The organism is Aquimarina sp. I32.4 (genome assembly GCF_002924285.1).
Taxonomy (GTDB): domain Bacteria; phylum Bacteroidota; class Bacteroidia; order Flavobacteriales; family Flavobacteriaceae; genus Aquimarina.
Genome location: NZ_PGUB01000027.1, coordinates 1 through 24,414, shown reverse-complemented (window position 1 = coordinate 24,414; position 24,414 = coordinate 1). Strand labels below are relative to the sequence as shown.

Annotated in this window: 19 protein-coding genes; 10 read left to right on the top strand and 9 right to left on the bottom strand. The window is 34.0% G+C overall.

Annotation, left to right across the window (positions count from 1 at the left end; translation table 11 throughout):
* The first annotated feature begins 325 nt into the window (after positions 1 to 325).
* Complete coding sequence (locus CVD18_RS08135; RefSeq protein ID WP_103864948.1) at positions 326 to 3,331, top strand: T9SS type A sorting domain-containing protein; 3,006 nt, start codon at positions 326 to 328, stop codon at positions 3,329 to 3,331.
* A gap of 7 nt (positions 3,332 to 3,338) precedes the next feature.
* Here CVD18_RS08135 and CVD18_RS08130 read toward each other — a convergent pair whose 3' ends face one another.
* Entirely contained in the window at positions 3,339 to 3,698 is a 360-nt protein-coding gene (locus CVD18_RS08130; RefSeq protein ID WP_146052734.1) for a hypothetical protein, read from the bottom strand.
* A gap of 134 nt (positions 3,699 to 3,832) precedes the next feature.
* Between CVD18_RS08130 and CVD18_RS08125 the strand changes: the two genes are divergently transcribed.
* Positions 3,833 to 4,597, top strand: coding sequence for an exodeoxyribonuclease III (locus CVD18_RS08125; protein WP_103864946.1), 765 nt, complete (start codon positions 3,833 to 3,835; stop codon positions 4,595 to 4,597).
* Between the two features lie 27 nt (positions 4,598 to 4,624).
* A complete protein-coding gene (locus tag CVD18_RS08120; RefSeq protein WP_103864945.1) occupies positions 4,625 to 5,584 on the top strand; it encodes an OmpA family protein in 960 nt (319 codons plus the stop codon).
* A 149-nt stretch (positions 5,585 to 5,733) separates the two neighbouring features.
* Here the strand turns inward: CVD18_RS08120 and CVD18_RS08115 are convergent, their stop codons facing one another.
* The 8 genes from CVD18_RS08115 to CVD18_RS08080 form a co-directional block, all read right to left on the bottom strand.
* Positions 5,734 to 6,921, bottom strand: a complete 1,188-nt coding sequence (locus CVD18_RS08115; RefSeq protein ID WP_103864944.1) for an efflux RND transporter periplasmic adaptor subunit — start codon at positions 6,919 to 6,921, stop codon at positions 5,734 to 5,736.
* 2 nt (positions 6,922 to 6,923) lie between these two features.
* Complete coding sequence (locus CVD18_RS08110; protein ID WP_103864943.1) at positions 6,924 to 11,312, bottom strand: CusA/CzcA family heavy metal efflux RND transporter; 4,389 nt, start codon at positions 11,310 to 11,312, stop codon at positions 6,924 to 6,926.
* Positions 11,313 to 11,435: 123 nt separating this feature from the next.
* Positions 11,436 to 11,750 carry a DUF6660 family protein gene (locus CVD18_RS08105; RefSeq protein ID WP_369858590.1) on the bottom strand — a complete coding sequence of 105 codons (315 nt, stop codon included), beginning with the start codon at positions 11,748 to 11,750 and terminating at the stop codon, positions 11,436 to 11,438.
* 117 nt (positions 11,751 to 11,867) lie between these two features.
* Complete coding sequence (locus CVD18_RS08100) at positions 11,868 to 12,314, bottom strand: hypothetical protein (RefSeq protein WP_103864941.1); 447 nt, start codon at positions 12,312 to 12,314, stop codon at positions 11,868 to 11,870.
* A 54-nt stretch (positions 12,315 to 12,368) separates the two neighbouring features.
* Positions 12,369 to 16,055 (bottom strand): T9SS type A sorting domain-containing protein, encoded by a 3,687-nt coding sequence (locus CVD18_RS08095; RefSeq protein ID WP_103864940.1) that lies wholly within the window; start codon positions 16,053 to 16,055, stop codon positions 12,369 to 12,371.
* A gap of 87 nt (positions 16,056 to 16,142) precedes the next feature.
* On the bottom strand, positions 16,143 to 16,511 hold the full coding sequence (locus CVD18_RS08090; protein ID WP_103864939.1) for a hypothetical protein: 369 nt from the start codon (positions 16,509 to 16,511) through the stop codon (positions 16,143 to 16,145).
* A 149-nt stretch (positions 16,512 to 16,660) separates the two neighbouring features.
* Positions 16,661 to 18,214, bottom strand: coding sequence for an aldehyde dehydrogenase family protein (locus CVD18_RS08085; RefSeq protein ID WP_103864938.1), 1,554 nt, complete (start codon positions 18,212 to 18,214; stop codon positions 16,661 to 16,663).
* Positions 18,215 to 18,548: 334 nt separating this feature from the next.
* On the bottom strand, positions 18,549 to 19,472 hold the full coding sequence (locus CVD18_RS08080; RefSeq protein WP_103864937.1) for a nicotinic acid mononucleotide adenyltransferase: 924 nt from the start codon (positions 19,470 to 19,472) through the stop codon (positions 18,549 to 18,551).
* A 123-nt stretch (positions 19,473 to 19,595) separates the two neighbouring features.
* Here CVD18_RS08080 and CVD18_RS08075 point away from each other — a divergent pair, with 123 nt between their 5' ends.
* From CVD18_RS08075 to CVD18_RS08050, 7 genes are all read left to right on the top strand, one after another.
* Positions 19,596 to 20,591, top strand: coding sequence for an NAD(P)H-dependent glycerol-3-phosphate dehydrogenase (locus CVD18_RS08075; RefSeq protein ID WP_103864936.1), 996 nt, complete (start codon positions 19,596 to 19,598; stop codon positions 20,589 to 20,591).
* Between the two features lie 37 nt (positions 20,592 to 20,628).
* Positions 20,629 to 21,084 (top strand): nuclear transport factor 2 family protein, encoded by a 456-nt coding sequence (locus CVD18_RS08070; RefSeq protein WP_103864935.1) that lies wholly within the window; start codon positions 20,629 to 20,631, stop codon positions 21,082 to 21,084.
* A 15-nt stretch (positions 21,085 to 21,099) separates the two neighbouring features.
* Positions 21,100 to 21,951, top strand: a complete 852-nt coding sequence (locus tag CVD18_RS08065; RefSeq protein ID WP_233194508.1) for a sulfurtransferase — start codon at positions 21,100 to 21,102, stop codon at positions 21,949 to 21,951.
* 23 nt (positions 21,952 to 21,974) lie between these two features.
* A complete protein-coding gene (locus CVD18_RS08060) occupies positions 21,975 to 23,084 on the top strand; it encodes a glycoside hydrolase family 3 N-terminal domain-containing protein (protein WP_158250412.1) in 1,110 nt (369 codons plus the stop codon).
* A gap of 90 nt (positions 23,085 to 23,174) precedes the next feature.
* Positions 23,175 to 23,462 carry a hypothetical protein gene (locus CVD18_RS08055; RefSeq protein WP_103864933.1) on the top strand — a complete coding sequence of 96 codons (288 nt, stop codon included), beginning with the start codon at positions 23,175 to 23,177 and terminating at the stop codon, positions 23,460 to 23,462.
* 253 nt (positions 23,463 to 23,715) lie between these two features.
* Entirely contained in the window at positions 23,716 to 23,889 is a 174-nt protein-coding gene (locus CVD18_RS22965) for a hypothetical protein (protein ID WP_199185059.1), read from the top strand.
* Positions 23,886 to 24,401, top strand: coding sequence for a sterol desaturase family protein (locus CVD18_RS08050; protein WP_199185058.1), 516 nt, complete (start codon positions 23,886 to 23,888; stop codon positions 24,399 to 24,401). The genes CVD18_RS22965 and CVD18_RS08050 overlap by 4 nt, the downstream gene beginning before the upstream one ends.
* The last annotated feature ends 13 nt before the right edge of the window (positions 24,402 to 24,414 follow it).

The window sequence follows — 24,414 nt, the reverse complement described above, 5'->3', positions numbered from 1 at the left end:
AAAGCTATCTATTAAATAGGTAGCTTTTTTGTTTTTCACACCTTTTTAGCTCGGTTTATGTTAAACCCCTATTTTCCAGGCACACTTCTTTTTTAAGGCCAAAGTCCTCTTTTTGAGAGCTTATTATAAATCTTAAAAACGGTATCATATACAATCCAAATATGGTGATAGTTTTTATGTATTATAAATTAATGTTTTCTTTCTAAAAAACTCTTTTTTTTGCAAACGATTTAGATAAAGTACTAATTAGTTTATTATATCCTAAAAGTTTAGTCGTACTTTAGTAATTAAATTAAAACCTAAACTCAACTATAAATCATCACTTATGTTAGTAAAGAAAACTGTAATAGTTACTTTTCTATTTTTCACCTCAATAGGATTCTCTCAAAAGAAAAAAGTGATGCATGCTAGTAGAATTACTACTGCTAGTTATATGAAGGTAATAGAACCACTAACTGGAAAAAAATTAATCCCTGCAAAATCAAAAGAAGGTAAAATAAACCCTAGAAAGACTGGCGCAAACAAGATTGTTCCAGGAAAAGGTTTCCCCCGTGGAAAAGACCCACTACTTATACAACAAAAAAATAATCAAAATATGAGATCAGGAAAGGCTCCTTCTCTAACTTTTGAAGCAAACTCCAGCCCCAATTCTCCTTCTGACCCAACAGGAGCTATTGGCCCTAATCATTATGTAAGTGCCAAAAATTTTGGGTTTGCTATACATGATAGAAGCGGAACACTACTACAATCAGGATCATTAGAAAATATATTTCCAGGAGAAAGATTAGGAGACCCGATCGTTTTTTATGACAGCTTTGCCGACCGATTTGTAATAACTCAATTTGATGGTAACCCTAATGATTCTGGAGACCCACAAAATGGTTTTTTGGTTGCAGTATGTCGAGGGTCAGACCCTGTAAACGATGGCTGGTTTATGTATCGGTTTTTTACGGGTACTTTTCCTGATTACACAAAGTTTTCTGTTTGGTCTGATGGGTATTATGTTACTGCCAACAAAGATCAAGGCTCTATACAAGATAGTGAGGTTGTATATGTAATCGAAAGAGAAAAAATGTTACGAGGAGAAAGAGAAGATAATGTAAAAATGGTTGGTTTCCCTCTTCCTGGGGCTAGAATAGGTGGGTTTTATAGCCCTGCATCATTCAATGCAATAGGAAACACATTGCCACCTGAAGGTGATGCAAAAATTATTTATTTTCAAGATGATGGATGGGAAGGTGTTGGTCAAGATATCTTAAAACTATGGAACATCAATGTAGATTGGGTTTCTCCTATCAAATCTACCATTACAGAAGATCAAGAAATTTCTGTGACTCCTTTTGATTCAACTTTTGATGGAGGGTCATTTAGTAATATTCCTCAACCAGGAGGTGGTAGTAGTATTGATGTATTACAAGGTGCAATCATGTTTGCAACCAATTACAGGCGCTTTTGCGACTATAATACTGTTGTCCTCAATTTTGCTGTCGATATCGATGCAACATCTGATAATGTAGCTGGAATACGTTGGTATGAACTACGCCAAGATAGTGATGGCCAGCCATGGACTGTGTATCAAGAAGGAACTTATACATCTCCCAACGGAAAAAGTGCATGGTGCGGTAGTATGGCAATGGATATTTATGGTAATATCGGCATGGGGTATACTACTATGGGTACTATTGATACGGGAGCAGATGCAGATAGCTTTGTATCGATCAAATACACAGGTAGACTTGCTGGTGATCCCTTGGGAACCATGACGATTACAGAGCAAGAAATTAAAGCTAGTACAGACATACAACGCGGCGGAGGAAATCGCTATGGTGACTACGCTCAACTTACTGTGGATCCCTTAGACGATCAAACATTTTGGCATATCGCAGAGTATTTTGAAGATTCTGATGATAATTCAAGGAATATCGTTGGTGTTTTCAAAGTTGATGCTGGTACCACCACTACTGATGTTGGTATTATTAGTGTTGATGCCCCTCAAAACAATAGTACCTACACAAATAACGAAACTATCACTGTAACTATCAAAAATTATGGTACTACCGCCCAAAGTAATATTCCTATTAGCTACACAATTAATGGTGCAACAGCAATTACCGAAACTTTTACAGGTACAGTCGCTCCATTAGAAACAGCTTCTTTTTCTTTTGCTACAAGTGCCGATCTTAGTACAGAAAGAACCTACACCGTCACCGCAGAAACCAATCTGGCAGGAGACACTGTTGTAGGAAATGACTGTAGTGTAACAACTCTCAACAATCTATTTTCTAGAGACATTGGGATAGGAAATTTGGTATCCCCTACAACTGATAATGGTATTGCTACCTCTCCAGAATCAATTACTATTACCTTATTCAATCACGGTTCTGTCACACAAAGTAATATTCCTGTTTTTTATATTTTGAATAATGGCTCCAGAATAAATGAAGTTTTCTCGGGCACACTGCAATCACGCGAAGAAGCTACTTATACATTTACTTCATTAGCTGATATGACGGGAACAGGAAGTTTTATACTTGAAATAGGTACTGCTCTTACTGCGGATGAAAATACCAGTAATGATAGCATTACACAAACGATAGACAGAGAACTTTGTAAACCTACTGCAGATTGTACAAGGTTTGGAGATGGGGTTGTTTCTTTTGAGTTATCTAATGTCATCAACTCCCAGATTGATTGCAATACAGGGTATGAGGATTTTACAACTAATTTCACCATTAACCTAAATCGATCTATAGGAGCATACACTTTGACTTTACAAACAGGATTTGCTGATCAGGAAGGGTCTGAACGAATATCTTTATGGGTAGATTATAATGATAATTTCGTTTTTGAAACATCAGAGTTACTCATCAGTAATAAAACAGTAGAAAAAGCCAATCAGGATCAAGAGTTTGATATTTTAGTATCAAAAGATGCGCCTTTAGGGAAGCATTTATTAAGAATTCGTGCAGGAGATACAAATACGAATAATGGAGACTCACTTAATGATCCCTGTGGCTCTATGGAGTTTGGTACAACACATGACTACACAGTAGACATAGGGGAAAACAAAAATATTGACACTCAATTACTTGTAATAAGCGAGCCGAATAATCAATTTTTGATTACCAAAACAGATCTGGGTTCTGACAGTGAAACAAGAATTTATGTTTTTAATATTCTAGGACAGGTTATTGCTACCAATCTCATACAAAAAGACGCCAATGACAGGTTTATTTATACCCTAGATATGTCGTATGCTAGGTCTGGAGTTTATTTTATTAGACTAGGCAATAGTAAAAAAGCAGATGCTGTCAAATTTATAGTGCAATAGACGAGAGCTAAAGTTTATCTCTCCTAGTAATCTCTGTAATAGAAACAGGACGTGCTTCATTACACCTACTTGGCATTCTAAGGCTAGAAAATTTCACCCACACATGTTCGGGGATTTCACTTTTAAAAAACTCTTTTAAATTTATAGGATCCAGATTATCTTCAAACTCTTCGACATTAAGTATATAAGAGCAATCAGTATTCTTACTCGTAACAATAGTTCCTTTACTAAATCCTTTTTCTTTCATCTCTTTCAAAAATTGTTGTTTACTTGTTTTGGAATCAGCATTATCTTTGGTTTCTACTCCCTTTGTAGGGATACAGTTGTATATGCTAAATGCGAGAAATAAACAGGTGATTTTGAGCATATTTTTCATGTTTTGTGATGTTTACCTATAAAGATCATGAAAATTTATTAAAACCCTACTGCATTTAGATCATTAAAATGCATAACTATGACAGTTCATTTTCTATTTTTACTAAAATTTAAATTGATAGCGCAATGAAAATCGTATCCTATAATGTAAATGGAATCAGAGCAGCAATAAAAAAAGGATTTTTAGAGTGGTTACAACAGGCCGACCCTGATGTAATTTGCCTTCAGGAAATAAAAGCCAATAAAGAACAATTAGATCTAGATCTGTTTTCACAAGCAGGGTATTCTTATAATTACTGGTACAGTGCTCAAAAAAAAGGATATAGTGGTGTCGCTATTTTATCTAAAACAGAGCCCAAACATGTAGCCTATGGTACTGGGATAGATTATATGGATTTTGAGGGTCGTAACCTAAGAGCTGATTTTGACGGAGTTTCTATTATGAGTTTATACCTGCCTAGTGGTACCAATACAGATCGTCTAGAGCACAAACTTAAATACATGGCTGATTTTCAAACCTATGTAAACGACCTCAAAAAAGAACATCCTAATCTGGTTATTCTTGGTGATTATAACATATGTCATCAAGCAATAGATATTCATGATCCTGTACGTAATAAAAATGTGTCTGGTTTTTTACCTGTAGAACGAGAATGGATAGGTAATTTTATGGATAGCGGTTTTATTGATTCTTTTAGACACTTTAATACAGAACCTCACCAATATTCATGGTGGAGCTATAGAGCTAATGCAAGAGCAAACAACAAAGGATGGCGTTTGGATTATGGTATGGTGTCTAAACCTTTACAAGATAATTTAAAAAGAGCCGTTATCTTATCAGAAGCTAAACATAGTGATCATTGTCCTATTGTTGTAGAATTAGAAGTATAGTTTTTAAACCCCTAAATACCCCATAAAATGATTAAAAAAATTGTGTTAATGGTACTTGTCGGTACTCTTATGTCTTCTTGTGTTTCGACTAAAGTGTATAAAGATCTGGAAGGAAAATATGCCAGATTGAAACGAGAAAATCGTAAAAACAAAGATGCTCTTTCTACCTTAGAAAAAGCAAATAATGCAAATAAAAAAGCACTGGAGCAGTTAGATGCCGAATATCAAAAACTCAAAGCAGAGAGGGATGATCTCGAAGGAAAATACAATGCTGCTCAAGCTAATTATGAAAATTTAAAAAACTCTTATGATGCGTTAGAAAAAAATAGCTCTGCGGCCATTGCATCAAATAGTAAAAAAAACAGAGAATTATTAAAACAACTCGAAGAGAAAGAACGTGCATTAGCAAAAGAACGTAGCCGTCTAGAAACCTTACAAAGAGACTTGAATTCTCGTTCTAAACGTATTGATGAATTAGAAGGTCTAATAGCTGCCAAAGATGCAAAAATGCAAGCTCTAAAGAATGCAATCTCTAAAGCGCTTCGTAATTTTGAAGGTAAAGGTCTTACTATAGAAGAACGCAATGGTAAAATTTATATTTCTATGGAAAACAAACTCCTGTTTGAATCTGGTAGTTGGGCTGTAGGAACGCAAGGACAGAAAGCAGTAAAGCAACTAGGTAAAGTATTAGGACAAAACATTGACATTGCAGTCCTTATAGAAGGTCACACTGATAATGTGCCTTATACTGGAAATGGACAGTTATCTGGAAATTGGGACCTTTCTACTAAAAGAGCCACTGCTATTGTGAATATTCTATTGCAAAACAAAAAAATTGATCCGCAAAACCTCACTGCCGCAGGAAGAGGAGAATTTGCTCCCGTTGCTTCTAACGATACTAGTGCAGGAAAAAGCAAAAACAGACGTATTGAAGTTATTTTAACACCAAAACTTGACGAGATCACAAAATTATTGAATGATATATAATATCACTTGATTATAGTACCTCACAAAATTATTTGATTATTGGCTAATTAATTCTGTTAATTAGCCAATAATCAATAAAAAGTAAACCCTACTAGAAGAAATTACAAGAATAGGTTTCTACTTATAATAAGGTGAAAAAAAATATTTGACTAATGGGCATGTCCACCTTCTCCACTATTTTTTGCTGTTGCCAATAGTGTAAAAGCATCGTTAATCACCAATTGGATTGTATTTATATCTTTGGTCTGATCTTCTAGTGTAATTGCTACAAACCCATCTTCTTCCGCTCCTTTTACAATAGGTATCATCTCAAAATCGGTAACTATTTTTTCACCTTCTTTTCTTTTTTTACCAATTTCAAACACATAATACTTTTCATCAAAACGTACTATTGCAGCTTCTGGAACAGTATATGCTTCTTGTGTACCCACCTCTATTCTTGCATTTACAAACATTCCAGGAAGCAATTCATGATTTTCTTCTTTTAAGTGCCCATGTATTGTTATTGATCGATCCTCACGTACATTATTACCAATCAGAAAAACCTCTGCTTCCATCCATGTATCAGGTTGATTTGCCAGACGAAAACGAATGCGTTGTTCATTTTTGATCAACGGAATATCATCTTCATACACTTTGAGCTCTACATGTAAATCATCGGCATTAGTGATATCCATTAGCACATCTTGAGCACCAAAATATTTTCCCGTATTTACATACACCTCACGCACTACCCCATTGATCGGGGAATACACATTGACTACAGAAAATATTTTTCCTTTTCTTACACTTGAAGGGCTAACTCCTACCATTTTCAATTTACTTTCTAACGCCTGAATACTTGCCTTATTAATCAAATAATCACTTTTTGCTTTTTGAAATATCTTTGTTGAAGAAACCTCTTCTTGATTAAGTGTTTTCTGTCGTTCATAATCAGCCTTCAGGTATTCGTTTTTTGCTACCGCTTCGAGGTAGTTTTGCTGAAATTCTATAAACTGAGGGTTCTCTACCCTTGCTACAAGTTGTCCTTTTTTTAATCTTGTTCCAGGAAGCATATCGGTAAATTTCAAAAAACCTCCATAAGGCACAGTAATAGAAAGATTACTTTGCGGGGGCACATCTATCATTCCATTCACATTCAACTCCTTTCCGATATTTCGTTTTTCAACTGTTCCAACTTTTATTTGAGTTTGTTTTATTTGTTTATCTGTCAATTCTATATGATCTTCATGAGCATCTTCATGCTTTTCTTGAGAAGAAACTGTTGCTATGTTATTACATCCCGAAGCAAAAAGAAGGGCAAGTAATACTGGTATTATATATAGGTTTGTTTTCATTATTATTGAATTGCAATTATACTTTCGATTTCTATAAGTGTTTGATTGTAAATATTCAAAAACTCTAAATACTTGGTTTTGATACCCAAAGAACGATTAAGCCCTTGTACATATTCTATATACCCAATAGCTCCTTCTTTGAATGCCAACAGGGACTGTTTTAATAACAGTTCTGATTGTGAAATCGCATTTTTCTCATAATACGATATGTTTTTTTTATTTTTCTGAAGCTGATGCATCAATGATTTCAACTGTGTGTTTACCTCGTTTTCTATCACTTTCATTCGTGTTTCACTCTCTTCTTGATATATTTTGGCTGCTTTGATCTTTGCTGAATGAGGTTTACTCCATATAGGAATAGCCAACCCTAATTGTACGCCAGTAAATCGATCTGATGTATCAAAAACTGTTGACGTCCCATTTTTTCTTTCTCCTGGACCATTAAACGATTGATTAAAATAACCCAATGTAATATCAGGAAGCATCTCTGATACTGCTACCGATTTTTTAAGATCTGCAATGGTAATTTGCTCTTTATAAAAAGACACTTCAGGATTTTTTTCTATCCCTTCTATATTTTGTGAGACCAAGATTGACTCTGACCTCATTTCTAAGCTAGAAACATCGATATCAACTGCTGTTTCAGAGTTCATTAATTTTTGCATGACTAACTGATATTCCTGTATAGCAGTAGTATTATTTTGTATCTGTATTTGCAAATCAGCTAATTCTGCATTAGCAGTTGCTTTTTCTAATGCATTACTCTCTCCTGTCTTGAAACGTAAATTTGCCACATACGCAAATCGTTGATAAATACTATCCTGTTTATGTAATAGTTGTTGCTTACTCTTAAGAAACCATAGTTGATAATAGGTAGATTTAAGTCGCTTTATAATTTCGTTTCGAACTACTTGTTCACGTAATTCACTAGATTTTATAGTTGCTTTTGCTAGTTTATTCTGCTGAGTATATAGTGTAGGAAATGCAAATTTCTGACTAATACTAAAGCGACTATCATTATCATAATCACTATTGGTTTGTCCATACTCAAGACTAAATTTAGTTTTTGGTAAATTAATACTTGTTCCTTTGAGCACACGTTTCTGTTCTGTTCGCAGTAGTGCTACTTGTACATTTGGATTGTTTTCTAATGCTACCTTTATAATTTCTTCTAAATCTTGGTATACTATTTTTTGTACATCTGCCTGTGCATGTATTGAAGTTATATTACCAAATAACCCAAACAATACTAATAATGAAAACACTTTTTTTATTGGCATCATTTGTATTCTTTTTTCAAAATAATAATATAGAATAGGTAATACTACTAGGGTCAAAAAGGTAGCCGTAATCAACCCGCCTATCACAACTGTTGCCAGAGGTCGTTGTACTTCTGCTCCTGAGGTTTGAGAAATTGCCATTGGCAAAAATCCTAATGAAGCTACCGTAGCTGTCATAATCACAGGACGCAATCTGGTCTTAGTTCCTATGTAAATACGCTCAAAAACATCAGTAATTCCTTGTTTCTTTAATCTATTGAATTCTGCTATCAGCACTATACCATTTAGTACAGCGACTCCAAATAAAGCTATAAAACCTACTCCAGCAGAAATACTAAAAGGTAGATCTCTAATCCAAAGCGCAAAAACTCCTCCTATGGCAGAAAGAGGGATGGCGGTAAAAATTAGAACACCTTGCTTCAAAGACCCAAAGGTAAAATACAGTAATATAAAAATAAGGAGTAATGCCAATGGTACTGCAATTGCCAATCGATTTTTGGCTTTAATTAGATTCTCAAACTGACCTCCATAAGCTACTGTATAACCTGAAGCCAATTTTACCTGAGCATCTATTTTTGACTCGATTTCTTTTACTACACTTTCTACATCCCGATTACGCACATTAAAAGCAACGATGATCCTCCTTCTGGTATTATCCCTTTGTACTTGATAGGGACCATCTTTGATAGCTACTTCTGCCACTTGCTGTAATGGAATCTGCTCTCCATTATGCCCATTTATATAAAGGTTTTGCACATCGGTGATACTGGTTCTATTACTATTGTCTAGTCGTACTACCAGATCAAAACGTTTTTCTCCTTCATAAACCAATCCAGCAGAAGCACCCGCAAAAGCTGCTTGTATGGTATTATTTACTGTTTTGATATCTAATCCATATTTTGCCAATTGCGCCCTGTTGTAATCAATGACGATCTGAGGTACTCCTGTTACTTCTTCAACATAAACATCTACAGCTCCTTCTACTGTATGGGCTATTTTACCCATCTGATTTGCGTAGGATGAGAGTTGTTCAAGGTTTTCTCCATACACTTTTATTGCTACATCTTGTCGTACCCCTGTCATCAATTCATTGAAACGCATTTGTATTGGCTGCTGAAAACCAAAAGCTACTCCAGGAATCACTTCTAAGGATTCCCCCATTTTGTGTGCCAATTCTGATCTATTTGCAGCTGATACCCATTCTGATTTATCTTTGAGGATGATCATCATATCTGCTGCCTCTACTGGCATGGGGTCAGTAGGTATTTCTCCTGATCCAATTTTTGAAACCACTTGTAAAACTTCAGGAAACTCATCAAGTAATATTTTTTCTGCTTTGGTTGTCGCTTTTATCGTATTAGATAGCGAACTCCCTGTAAGCACTCTAGTTTCTACTGCAAAATCTCCTTCTTCTAATATGGGTATAAATTCACCCCCCAGAGTATTAAACACCAAATACGCTACTATAAAAAGTCCTGATGTAATAGCTAGGATTAGTATTCTGCTACGCATCGACCATTTGATTATGGGCTCATACAGCTTATAAAAGAAATTTATGATTTTATCTGAAATGTTTTCTTTATGTGTTCCTTTCTTACTCAATCCCAAAGCAGATACCATAGGAACATATGTGAGAGATAGTATAAATGCTCCCATAATGGCAAAACCTACAGTTTTTGCCATTGGACCAAACATTTTCCCTTCGGTTCCTACCAATGCCAGAATGGGCAGGTACACAATAAGTATAATAATCTCTCCAAAAGCAGCAGAGTTTCTGATTTTACTGGCAGAAGCATACACCTCATCATCCATTTCTTTTTGGGTCATTCTTTTTGTAAGTTTTAAAGCCCCAAGATGAAATACTGTTGCTTCAACAATGATTACAGCTCCATCTACTATTAATCCGAAATCAATAGCGCCAAGACTCATTAAGTTTGCAGAAACCCCAAAAAGATGCATCATTCCAAAAGCAAATAATAGAGATAGAGGAATAACAGATGCTGTAATTAATCCTGCACGCCAATTTCCCAATAATAATAAAAGGATAAATATAACAATGAGTGCTCCTTCTATAAGATTTGTGGTTACGGTACCTATGGCATTATTTACAAGTTTAGTTCTGTCTAAAAATGGCTCTATAATAACTCCTTCTGGCAAAGTTTTACTTATAGACGCCATCTTATTTTTCACATTCTTGATGACTTTGGCAGAATTTGCTCCTTTTAGCATCATTACAATAGCACTTACCACCTCCCCTTCTCCGTTTCGAGTGGTAGCCCCATAACGAATTGCTTTTCCCATTTGCACTATGGCAACATCATTGATCAAAATAGGAATCCCATCTGTAGTTTGCTTAATCAATATATTCTCTATATCCGTAATACTACCTATTAGCCCCTCACTTCTGATAAAGAGAGATTTATCATTTTTTTCGATATAGGCACCTCCTGTATTTTGATTGTTATTCTGTAATGCATTGAATATTTCTGAGATAGATACATTCATAGCGTTTAATCGTTCTGGACGTATAGCTACCTCATATTGCTTAAGATATCCACCAAAACTACTCACATCTGCCACTCCTGGCGTGCCTAGCAATTGGCGTTTTATAATCCAATCTTGGATAGTCCGTAAACTAGAAGCATCATACTGATCTTCATATCCTAGCTCAGTGGTAATAACGTATTGATATATCTCACCCAATCCAGTAGTGAGAGGCGCTATCTCTGGTTTACCAATATTAGCAGGTATTTGTGATTGTACTTCTACAAGGCGTTCGCTAACTTGTTGTCTTGCCCAATAAATATCTGTTTTCTCATCAAATACAATGGTTACTACAGATAATCCAAAACGAGAAAAAGAGCGTATTTCTTCAATCTCAGGAATGGTAGCCATTGTAATTTCAACAGGAAAAGTAAGTAGTCGTTCTATCTCTGGCGCTGCAAGGGTAGGCGAAGAGGTTATCACCTGTACCTGATTGTTTGTTATATCAGGAACTGCATCTACTGGTAACTGTTTTAGAGAGTATACCCCCCAAACAATTAATGCAAAGGTTAGTATTCCTATAATCAATTTATGAGTTATAGAATACTTAATTATGTTATTAAGCATAGTGTATTTTTAATTCAGTTATTTGTTACGATATGCTTTATTTTTTAAATAAAACACAGCGATTAAGCGAGTCTTTCCTTTATAAAAAAGACATGTCAGGACGTACGCATCCTTTAAACTGAACTAAACTTTGGGAGGTTGAAAAGGTAAATCAGGAATCTCTTTACCTACACTATCAAAATGAGTAAATAATTGAGGATACATCTCTGGTAAGAGTAATTGATATGAATTAATATTAAAATCAACTACATGCACATGACAACAATGGCATTGACAAAAAGGGGAGCATAAATCATTTTCTGTAGAGTCATCATGAGTATCTCCTGTACATGTCGAAGTTTCTATATGGGTGTCTTCTGTAGTAGAAATAGTATCATTACATGGCATAAGATTAAGTGCCAAAAAATATATTGATAATATAAATACAAGAATCTTCACTCTTCAAAGATAATAATATTATAGCCAATATACTCTGCTTCATATTCACAAAAAACTGTTATATAATGTTTAAGAGAGATAGAATAAGTCAGGAAACAACAAATAACAACTTATCTTCTAGTTATATCTAACGACTTCATACATTGTATTGCTCATATCAGAACATAGATTTTCTCTTACTTTAAAAAATACTTCCTTGTCTTTACTTATATCTTGAGTTAGATTTTTGAAATCATTTGCTGGAGAATTCACAAAACCAAAAACGATCTCTTGTCCAGCGCTAATCATATTAACAATACCTGCTCCCGAATTAATAATTCTTTTTATCCTTACACTTGTAGTTGCTTTAAATTTTTTATCACAGAGCATTCCATCTTTTTTCAGTTCTTGCACTACAGCAACTAAATGAACTGTATTGGGGTCAACAGCTATACTCTGAGTATCACCAAACTTAGGTTTTTCTACCTTAGAACTAGTATTTTTAATTCCTTTTTCTTGTGCAACACTATTAGATTTACAAGAAAATAATAATATTGCCAGTACTACATATAGTATTTTGGTCATAATATAATTTTAAAAAAGAGGTTGAAAAATTCAACCTCTTTTTATATATAGAAATTATCGTTTTACAATTTTAAATGTATTATTAGTTGTACCTCCGTAAACTCTTACTACATATAAACCTGCTGGCATACTTGATGCATTCCATGTCAAATCGGAATTTGCATCAATATTTCCTTTAGAATACACCAGATTACCCGTGTTATTAAAAATATTTATAGAAATTTTCTCGCTAGACTTTGAAGTTATTTTCTTAAGATTAAACGAGAACTGGTCACTAGATGGATTTGGGTATACCGAAATTCCTTTTTCTACATCCAATGTAGCTAGAGGCTCTGCTATTGAAGGGCCATTACCTGTGCTACCATCATCTACTGCTCCATAAATCTGGAATATTTGATCTAGAGGATCTCTACCAAAAGCAATTGAAACAGGTGTCCAATCAATTGCTCCTGTGCCAAATAAATCTAATTCATCTTTAAGATGTGGTTCTTGGCCAATTCCTCCATTTTGAGAAGCCCAAAACCATTGAGTTGAATCTGGGTTAAATGCCAGATTTGCGTATACTGATAGCCAGTAGCTTCCACTTTGTAGTGTTACTCCTTGCGGTAACATTAAATTCAAGTTTAAATCTGAAGGATCAGAAATCGGTACAATCTCTCCACTATTATATACCTCAGCACCAGGAACACCTGCATTGTCTTCGTATATAACCACCGTTGCATTAGTTAATTGAGGGGAGTTATTTCCTGATCCAAAAGCTACAATTCTTTCTAATGTCCATGTGTTTCCTACTGGAATAACAAAATCATCCGCAGATTGCACTAGCCCACCGAAATCTACAAAAAATTGAGATGGTAATGTTGATACAGAACCTGCTACTTGCTCATAAACAGGAAGTTCAGATATTGACACTGTAAATCCTTCTGCTACTTGTTCATCACCAGAAGTTGCTACAAGTCCTATAGTTGCTTTTCCTAAACTATCAGGGGCAAAAGAAAGGGTAACTGTGTTCCCATCTAAAGTAGCCGTTACTAATTCTGGATTAGAATTGGTAAACTCAATATTTATTGGCGCTCCACTAGAGTGCACAAATAAACCAGTAACATCTACTTGTATACTTTCACTATTTTCTGCAACTAAAAGATCTTCTAATAAATAAGCTACACTCAATGATGACTCTGGTAATTCATTAAATACAGGGAACCTGGCACTATATAATCCGCTACCATGAGCGGCTACCGCAATAAATCCATCTTTACGAGTTTTCACCTCATCTGTTACTGCATTTCCTATAGCAAAAGGCTCTTTGATCCAACGAGTTCTTTCTCCATTTAACCTATTGGTGTAATATAACCCTGTACTTGTTGCTGCATATACTTTTTGTAATCGTGAACCAAAGAATCCCTGGCTACCTCCAAAAAATGCTGTACTTCTTACTGAGGGACCATTACCACTTCCATCTGCATTTTCTTCTAGATTTCCACTGATATTAGTCCAAGTATCTCCTCCATCAACCGTAAGAAATACACTGATCACTCTATAATTTGAAAAAGTAACGATCACTCTATCAGAATTTGAAGGATCAACATTGATATCATTCACAAATCCTTCTGGCAATCCTTTTCCTGTAGAAACATCTACTACTACCTGATCATCTAAGTTAGCATTATCCATTCTATAGATACCACCAGAGTTGGTTCCATAATACAATCTATTGGCTATTGGATATTTAGAAACATCCAACGATGTTATTGTTGTTCCTGCTGGTGTATCTGTATTTGGTAAATCCACCCAATTTACGGTTGCAAATGCGTTAGAAAAAAGCGGAACTTCATCTAGATTGTTGTTTCTCCATATTCTATTACCCGCTGGTAAATACATAATATTATCATTGTTTGGATCTAAAATAAACGGAGTAATAAAAGCAAGATCATTTGCTCCTGCTGGTCTTATTCTTGTAAAGGACTGAAACACTCCTGCCTCATCAAAATTAAATCTGTATACATTTCCTCTTTGCGAAGAGACGTATCTTGTTCTTCCATTATCTGCAATTGCATTATAAGAACCATCACCTCCAAAATCCTCGATCCAAGGGTCTGTAACATTGACTGAAGAGGTAAACCAGCTGCCATTATCCTGAAAACCAGCAAGTAAATCATCACTATTAGGTTCAGGATCAAAAGAAACGTGGTATGGTTGTGTTGTTATATATCCATTATTTAAAGAAACCCATTGAACAGGCTCATTAAACTCATTAGTATTTGTAGCGGTTACATCTTCTGTCACATATATCCCCCCATCATTACCTGATAATACTTTATTTGGGTTTGAAGGATAAAATACCAATGCGTGTTGATCTGGGTGTTGATTTGTATATTGATTAAATGAGCTTAAGTTCCTTGGACTATACCCTGCAATCCACCCATCTATACCAGTAGGAGTAGTAAAACCAGTTGTTGATCTATACAAATTAGTTCCTCCAACAAAAACTAAGTTAGGGTCAGCAGGACTTACCTTTACCAAAAGATTATATCCTCCTTGAAGATTAAAAGTCCCTGCTCTATCTTCAAAGTTAGGAGGAAGATTAGCTGTTAAATCTACCCATGCTTCTTGAGCAGTTGCTCCTTCATTATATTTTAATAAAAACGCTGGTGAACCTGCTCCCAAATTTTCTGCAAAGAAATATACTTCATTTTCGTTTGATGGATTAAAATCCATAACGGTTCTACCTATTGTTTCTGAAATAAAATTAGGAGTTATACTAACCCATGTATCGCCATCTGTTGAAGCAAAAAAACCTTTATTAGGATCACTTTCGGAATCTAAAGTGGCATAAATTTTACCCCCTGGAGTAATTAACACCTCTGCTTTGGTATCAAATCCTCCTGATAAAACCTCAGTAAATGTTCTACCATCATTTTGAGATCTCTGTACTCCCGAAATAGTTCCAACATAGATATCTCCATTAATAGGGTTAATAGCAATCGAATTAATAAGATCTAATGGTCCAAAAGCTCTAATATCATTATCATTAGTAGCTTCAAGAAGTTTCCATGACCTCCCTCCATTAATAGACTTATATATTCCCGTTCCCTGAAAAAAAGCACCTCCTGCTCCAGCAGAATTACCCAATCGTTCTCCTGAACCATAATACCATGTATTATGCTTGCCTGGTCTTGGGTCTTGCACTATGCAGGTAATACTTGGTGACTGCCTTCTATTGGTTACTTTTTTCCATGTGTTGCCACTATCTGTAGAACGCCATAATCCACCAGAAACTCCTCCTGCTAAAATTATATTTTCATTGGTACGATCAATTGCCAATGCTCTTGTTCTTCCTCCTACATTATAAGGCCCTCTATTTTTCCAATATGAAAAACGACCTACTTTAGAAGATTTTGCAGAATTGGCAATCGATTGTTTTGAATCGTTTCCTGTTGCAATTTTACTTGCAAAGCTAACTTCTTTGGTTCTGATTCCTAGGGGAATCTTTCCTGTTTTAGGGTCTTTGAGTCTTTCAAATTCCCATTTCATTCTTTGTATCGCATTGTCTCCAACTTTTTTCACATTATTCTTAGATCCATATTTACTATCATAAATTTTGGATTGTTTATAAAGTGAATGTCCTTTCACAGGCTGGTCTGCCTGATTTTTAAGTTGTTGCGAACTTACTGTAGTAATGGCCCCAAAAAGAGAAGCCGCCCAAACTGACTGTCTTAGGTAAAATAAAAATCTTTTCATTTTTTAAGCTGATTTATGAGTGATTCTCAAAATTAGCTTAATTTTTTGAATTATTTTATGAAAAATTATGAAAAATTATGATTTTTTTTATTTTTTCGATAACACAAATTCTAAGTTTTTTGTTATCACGTGGCATATATCTTCAGTTACAATAACGGGATCACTTACTATCGAGATATAGCCTGTTTTACTTATTGATATAACATATGTTCCTTTGCGCTCATATGCTCCTATAAAAAGATTGGTCCCTTTTACATTTTCTAATGTTTCTGAATATTGTCCATCGCTAGCCATTACTGTAATACCTTCTGTCAAAACTGCTCCACTTTCTACATCTTTAATAACAATTTCTAGTCCTAGTCTAGCTTCTTCTGTGCATAATACTGGGTTTTCTGTATCATCATCATTTCCACAGGATGCACCAATAATCAACAAAATAAAAAAGATTTTTCTCATTTTTTTCTCATTTTTAAATATCACTTATATACAAGATTAAGATGCTAATAAACAATCAAGGTTGCGTTTTCTATAGCTTATAATTTTTCAAACAAAAAAAGCATCCTTAATCAAGGATGCTTTCTATTTTATTACATAAAATTAACTACCTAGAGATCAAATTTAATCCCTTGTGCCAATGGTAACTCTGTAGTGTAATTTATTGTGTTTGTTTGGCGACGCATATACACTTTCCAAGCATCTGATCCTGATTCGCGCCCTCCACCTGTTTCTTTCTCTCCACCAAATGCCCCACCAATCTCTGCCCCAGAGGTTCCTATATTTACATTTGCAATCCCACAATCTGATCCTGCATGAGATAAAAAACGTTCTGCTTCTCTCAAATTATTCGTCATAATTGCAGAAGATAGTCCTTGTGCAACTCCGTTTTGTAATTCGATTGCATTTCCTATATCTCCACTATATTTTAAAAGATATAATACTGGAGCAAATGTTTCATGCTGTACTATTTCAAACGAGTTATTAGCTTCAGCAATGGCTGGTTTTACATAACATCCACTTTCATATCCTTCTCCAGTAAGCACTGCTCCCTCAACAATAACAGTTCCTCCTTCTTCTTCTACTCTTTTTAGAGCATTTTGATACCCTTTTACTGCATCTGTATCAATTAACGGCCCTACGTGATTATTTTCATCAAGTGGATTTCCTATTCTCAATTGTTTATATGCATCAATCACTGCTTTTTTTACTTGATCGTAAATAGATTCATGTATAATTAATCGTCTAGTAGATGTACAACGTTGTCCTGCCGTACCAACCGCACCAAATACAGCTCCAATTACTGTCATTTTGATCTCGGCATCTGGTGTAACAATAATTGCATTATTTCCTCCTAGTTCTAAAAGTGATTTACCGAGACGTTGCCCAACTGTTCCTGCAACAATTTTACCCATACGAGTAGATCCAGTTGCAGAGATCAAAGGAACCCTGTTGTCTGTTGTCATCATTTCTCCTACTTTATAATCTCCATTAATCAGGCAAGAAATTCCTTCAGGCAGATTATTATCTTTTAAAACTTTGGTTATAATATTCTGACATGCAATTCCACATAACGGTGTTTTTTCGCTAGGTTTCCAGATACATACATCACCACAAATCCATGCTAGAGCTGTATTCCAAGACCATACAGCTACAGGAAAATTAAATGCAGAAATAATTCCTACAATTCCAAGGGGGTGGTATTGTTCATACATTCTATGTCCAGGACGTTCTGAGTGCATAGTTAAACCATGTAATTGTCTAGATAATCCAACTGCAAAGTCACAAATATCTATCATCTCCTGTACCTCACCTAGGCCTTCTTGATATGATTTTCCCATTTCATAAGAGACTAATTTACCCAGAGGTTCTTTTAATCGCCTCAACTCTTCTCCAAACTGCCTTACAATCTCTCCTCTTTGAGGAGCTGGCATCACTCTCCATGTTTTAAATGCTTCTGTTGCGGTTTGCACCACTTTTTCATAATCTGCCGCAGTGGTAACTTCTACTTTACCAATTAATTCTCCATCTACTGGAGAATATGAAAGGATTGCTTCTTCTGAAGAAAACCAGTTTGATCCTGTAGAAGTTCCTTTATTATGCGTTGAAACACCTAATTCTTGCAGAGCTTCTTGAATTCCGAAATCTAGTACTACTGTTGCCATCTTATATGCTACTTTTATAAAAGGTAAAGATACTCTCTTTTAAAGATAAATTAAATTTTGAAAGATTCTACCGTAAATTTTGAAATATTTTACGACAAATAAGTTTAAAAAAAATCAATTTTATAATAAACTAGTGCCTCACAAATTAATTTGATTACCTTTTTTGAATCAAAATCTCTATAGATACTCATTTTACAATACACTAAAAACAAAAAGAACTATCAAAAGTATTTCTATAAAATAAAGAAATCGCTCAAACAAGATTTCTCTTGTAGAGCGATTCCCAACTAAATAACCAACCAAAAAGTTAATATTGTTAAGTGCTACCTTACTTTTATTTTGAAAGCTTTCTAAAATCAGCTTTTTTTATTCTTTTCTTTTCATTCTGAGTAGGTTTTCCTTTCTCAGAACTCTTGAATTGTATATGTCTTCTTCCTACAAACCGATATACAGTTTCAGAATTTGGATGAAATAATTCTATTTTACTGTCATTTATAACGGACAACTCAAAGAATTCATTGCCCAAATAATCGTAATCAAGTGTTAAAGTTTTCCTATCAAAAATGTTAATTATATCATTTACTTCATAATGCCCTGTATAATCATAGAAAATATCATTGATAGGAATTCCAATTTCATCTTGAGAGCTTTGAAAATTTTCTCCTGATCCAAAATATGAGAATTTTAAATAGTTTTCATTATCAAATTCATTCAATACCCCGTACTCACTAGTAAATACTTTTTCCCAGGTTTCATATTCTTGTAAGAAATAATGAATATTATCATAAAATACGCTGTCATAATCAAAATCACTACGTTGATGTCCTATTAAATAATAGCTCGTATTCGTCACCTCATCATACATTTCTATTTCATTATCAGAAATTTGTGATATCACAAACCTATATGTTCCATCGATATCATGATCAATATCTAAATCCATTTGAAACGTATCATAAAAACCAACATTCAATCCAAAGCCATTTCCATTATTTCCCATTCCTACCAAATTATTATTTGCCAAGAAAGCTCCATTTCTAAATGAAACTGTAAATGCTTTTTGCAAAAACGGAACCTCACCATTACCTTTTGTACGCTCAATATCTACGTACCAAATTTCATAGGTGTTTAGTAACTCATTTAAAGTAATTCTTGGTTCTTCGATATACACATCTTCTTCGATAACAACTTCTGCTACGCAAGAAGTTAACAGTATTGAACTTAAAAAAATAACCGAAAGTAATTTTAGCGTTTTCATATGCTTTGTGTTTTCAATTTCATTTATGATAAACCAAAACACATGCCAAACTTTTAATTGATTGATTATCGGTCTTTTATTTTGAGGTGTATTTTTCCTATTTTTGAGGTCACAATCTTTTTTATGGAAAATAAAATAAAATTCGCAGTACTTGGTGGTGGTAGTTGGGCAACCGCTATTGTAAAAATGCTTACAGAAAATCTAAATGAAGTTGGTTGGTACATGCGAAGTGTCTATGCTATAGAGCATCTTAAACGACAACAACATAATCCCAATTACTTAAGTTCTGTAGAGTTCAAAATCGAACAACTTAAATTAACCAATGATATTAATGAAGCAATTACAAATGCAGATTATCTTATTTTTGCAATTCCATCTGCTTTTCTTCATAGTGAACTTGAAAAACTTACTGTATCTCTAAAAGATAAAGTTATTTTCTCTGCTATAAAAGGTATTGTTCCAGAAACTGGTCTTATCGTAGGAGAGCATTTTCATGATAAATACAATATCCCTTTTAATAATATTGGAGTAATTACAGGTCCTTGCCATGCAGAAGAGGTTGCCTTAGAACGTTTATCATACCTTACTATTGCTTCTAATGATGAAGAAAAAGCTAAAATTATGGCAGATTACTTAAGTGGGGATTATATCAAATGTAAAATCAGTGATGATATTATAGGAACGGAATATGCAGCGGTCCTTAAAAATATATATTCTGTAGCTGCTGGTATTGCACATGGATTAGGATATGGAGATAATTTTCAAAGTGTACTGATGAGTAATGCTATTCGTGAGATGAAACGTTTTATAAAAAAGGTACACAAAATGAAACGTAATATTAATGACTCTGCTTATCTGGGTGATTTATTAGTGACTGGGTATTCTGTTTTTTCTCGTAATAGAATGTTTGGCAATATGATAGGCAAAGGGTATACTGTAAAAAGTGCCCAGATGGAGATGAGCATGATTGCTGAAGGATATTATGCTGCAAAAACTGCCTATGAGCTTGATGCAACAAAAGAAGCAAGAACGCCAATTATTGATGCGGTACATGATGTTTTGTACGAAAACAAGGATCCTAAAAAAGTATTCAATAGACTTACAGACAAGCTAGATTAATTATTACTATCTTCATAGTATTTATTTTATAATCGTTATGAACGAGCTTATCAAAACTTTTTATACAGCATTAAACAATCGCGATGCTGAAACCATGATTTCTTGCTATCACGATGATGTCATTTTTGAAGATCCTGCTTTTGGAAAATTAAAAGGGGATAGGGCAAAAAACATGTGGCGTATGCTATGTAAAAATGCTAAGGATTTTAAATTAGAATTCTCTGAAATAGAAACAAATGACCAAATAGGATCTGCAAAATGGCAAGCTTGGTATACATTTAGTAAAACGGGAAGGTCTATTCACAATAAGATCAGTGCTCAATTTGAGTTCAAAAATGGTAAGATCATAAAACATACAGATCATTTTAATCTACGCCGATGGGCATCTCAAGCTATTGGTTGGAAGGGATCATTACTTGGGGGAACAGGATTTTTTAAGAAAAAGTTAATTCTACAAACTAATACCATGTTAGATAAATTTACAGCTTCCTGATTAATATTTCATTTTATGAATACTTTACAAATCAAATCTCCTCTTGTCTCTATCAATTGGCTTTATAAACATCTAAATGATACTGATCTAGTAATTCTAGATGCAACGATCAAAAAGGTAACCGCTGATACAAATACTCAAAAACAATATCAAAAAATAAAAGGTGCTCGTTTTTTTGATTTAAAAAAGACTTTTTTTAATAAAAACACAGCTATCCCTAATATGCTACCCTCACCAGAAGATTTTACAGAGGCATGCAAAACATTAGGCATTAGCTCTCATCATAAAATAGTCGTCTATGATACACTAGGCATCTATTCTAGTCCTAGGGTATGGTGGATGTTTAAGACAATGGGATTTGATAATATCGCAGTGTTAGATGGCGGGTTTCCTGCTTGGCAAAAAGAAAAATTACCCTGCGAAAAACTAGAATCTGATATACACACATATGATCTAGGAAATTTTGAAGCTACCTATATTCCTAAGCTAGTCACTAGTGCACAAGGTATTCTTGCAGAAATAAACAACACCAATACACTCATTCTAGATGCAAGGTCTTCTGGTAGATTTAAGGCTACAGAACCAGAGCCTAGAGAAAGTTTAAAAGGTGGTCATATCCCTAATTCTATGAATCTACATTATATAGATGTGCTTAACAACGGAAAAATGAGATCTACAAACGAATTAGAAGAAATTCTAAAGAATTTTAATATTGAAGATAAAAAACTGATCTTTACATGCGGATCAGGAATTACTGCTTGTATTATCATGCTTGCTACCGTACTGGTAGGATATAAAAATGTATCTATATATGATGGTTCCTGGAGTGAGTGGGGGCAACTGAATGGTGCACCCATTGAATGTTAATTACAATACATCTATTTTATTTTATGAATAATTTTTTTCGATTAGCTCTTTGTTTTATTTTATTATCTATAAATACCTATGCGCAAAAAGCACAAAAATTTAACCTTCAGGATTTTTATAAATACGATTCTGATCTAGAATATACTGTAGATTCTATTTTTAATGCATTGAATGATCGGCAAAAAGTGGCACAAATGATCATCACCTCTGGAGGAGAAATAGGAAAATCTAAAGCTACTGTTCAAAAATTAACAACTGAAAATGCTATTGGTGGCGTTGTTTTCTTAAAAGGCCATAAACAAAAACATATAGAAGATATAAAAGCACTTAATACTATTTCTTCTCAAAACAATACACTACCACTTCTTTTTAGTATGGATGCAGAGCCTAGTTTGTTTGCCAGTAGAATTAAAGGCGCTCCAAATGTAGGTAAAACAATAAATATTAAAACCGAATCACAATCAGATTCTATTGTAAACATCATAAATCAAGAACTTAAAGATATTGGTGTACATCATAATTATGCTCCTGTACTCGATGTTAGCCCTAATAATGAAGCTATCAAATCGCGAAGTTATGGAGATGACAAAGAGGTTGTTGTACGTCTAGCTAATCAATTTATAACACACACACAAGAGGGAGGTATCATTGCTACTGCTAAACATTTCCCTGGTCATGGGCTAGTAAAAGGTGATACTCATAAGCAAAGTGTATATATTGATGGCACCTTGCAAGAAGTTGGCAATTATACAAAAATTATTGAGGACGGAGTGATTTCTATTATGATTGCCCACATAACAATTGATAATAATGAAGAATATGGAACTGATGGCTTACCTTCTAGCTGTTCTCGTAAAATTATTAGTGGTCTATTAAAAGAAAAAATGGGTTTCAAAGGGATTGTTATATCAGATGCCTTGAATATTATGAAAGCTGTTACAATTCTTGATAACGCTCCTCTACTTGCCTCTAAGGCAGGTTGCGACCTAATTTTAATGCCACAAGACGAGATAAACACTATTAATTCTATACTGGCAGAAATAAATGCCAATACTTCTTATAAAAAACAAGTAATGCAATCTGTAAAAAAAATAATACGATTAAAGGTTTGTGCTGGAGTAATTAGCATCTAATCCATAATCACACACACAAAAAAAACACTTGCTCTTGTAGATAAAAACCAAAAATAACCTTAATAATTAATAAACAAATAAATTCATACAATGATTGAAATTTTAGCTTTGAGCTATTTTATTAAACAAATCAAAAAAATCGCAGAAGAAAAAGGTATTAAACCTGGAAAATGGATTGCCATATTAGTAGGATCCTGGTTTGGATCAGAAATACTAATTTTTATAATTGCTTTTGCTTTTTTTGATGTATCAAGAGATCAGATATTAATTGTAATGCTTCCTGCACTACTAGTAGCTGCTGGAGTAGCATATTTTATTTTGAATAAAGTAAAAGCATTACCTTCTGAATCTATAACAGATCAAGCTATTGATTCATAATGATTTGATTTTTACAAAAACATAGCTTTTTACAGAACATCATTAACAAAAAAATTGTTAATGATGTTCTATTTTACAATAAAATATGATTACACATAATGACAAAAACATAGCGTCCAAAAAAGACAAATCTACACTATAAAGATGAGCTATCGACAGAAATTCATATTCCTTATCAAGTAATAAATTGTCCTAAACCAACAAACACTTTATATTTCTTTGCGATTACATTTGTTACAAAAAAAACAATCCTATGAGCACACAAGAAATTATTACACTGTTTGAGACTTCAAAAATCTTAGATTACATTTTATACTTTTTTGTGATCAATAGTGTACTTACACTTTTTGAAATCTTTTTAGACATTCTTACTACCAAAGAAAGAAGATGGAAAGATACTGGAGCAAATATTATCATTTTTTTATGAGTCAATTACTAGAAAAGACCGTATTCGGCTCTATTGGGATTTTATGTTTACTACCTTTTTATCATATATCTCCTTTTGAAATTCCAATGAATGGCTGGACTTGGTGTATCGGACTGCTACTTGCTGATTTTACATATTACTGGATGCACAGACTAGAACATGAGCATCGTATTTTATGGGCTAATCACAGCGTACATCACTCCTCAGAAAATTACAATCTCACTATTTCCATGAGATTGAGCATTATAGAAAGTGCCATAGAATGGGTATTTCTAATTCCAATGATTATTATAGGATTTACCCCTTTTCAAACCATAGTCTCATTAATTTTTATTGCACAATACCAAACCTGGATTCATACAGAACGAATTATCAAACTTGGATGGCTTGATGAGATATTCAATACTCCATCAGTACATAGAGTTCATCATGGTTCAAACAAAAAATATAGGCTTAGTTATGATTTGTATATGTTTTATCTTAGCCTAAATTTTATTTTTGATGATTCCTGAAGATTTCAAAGAC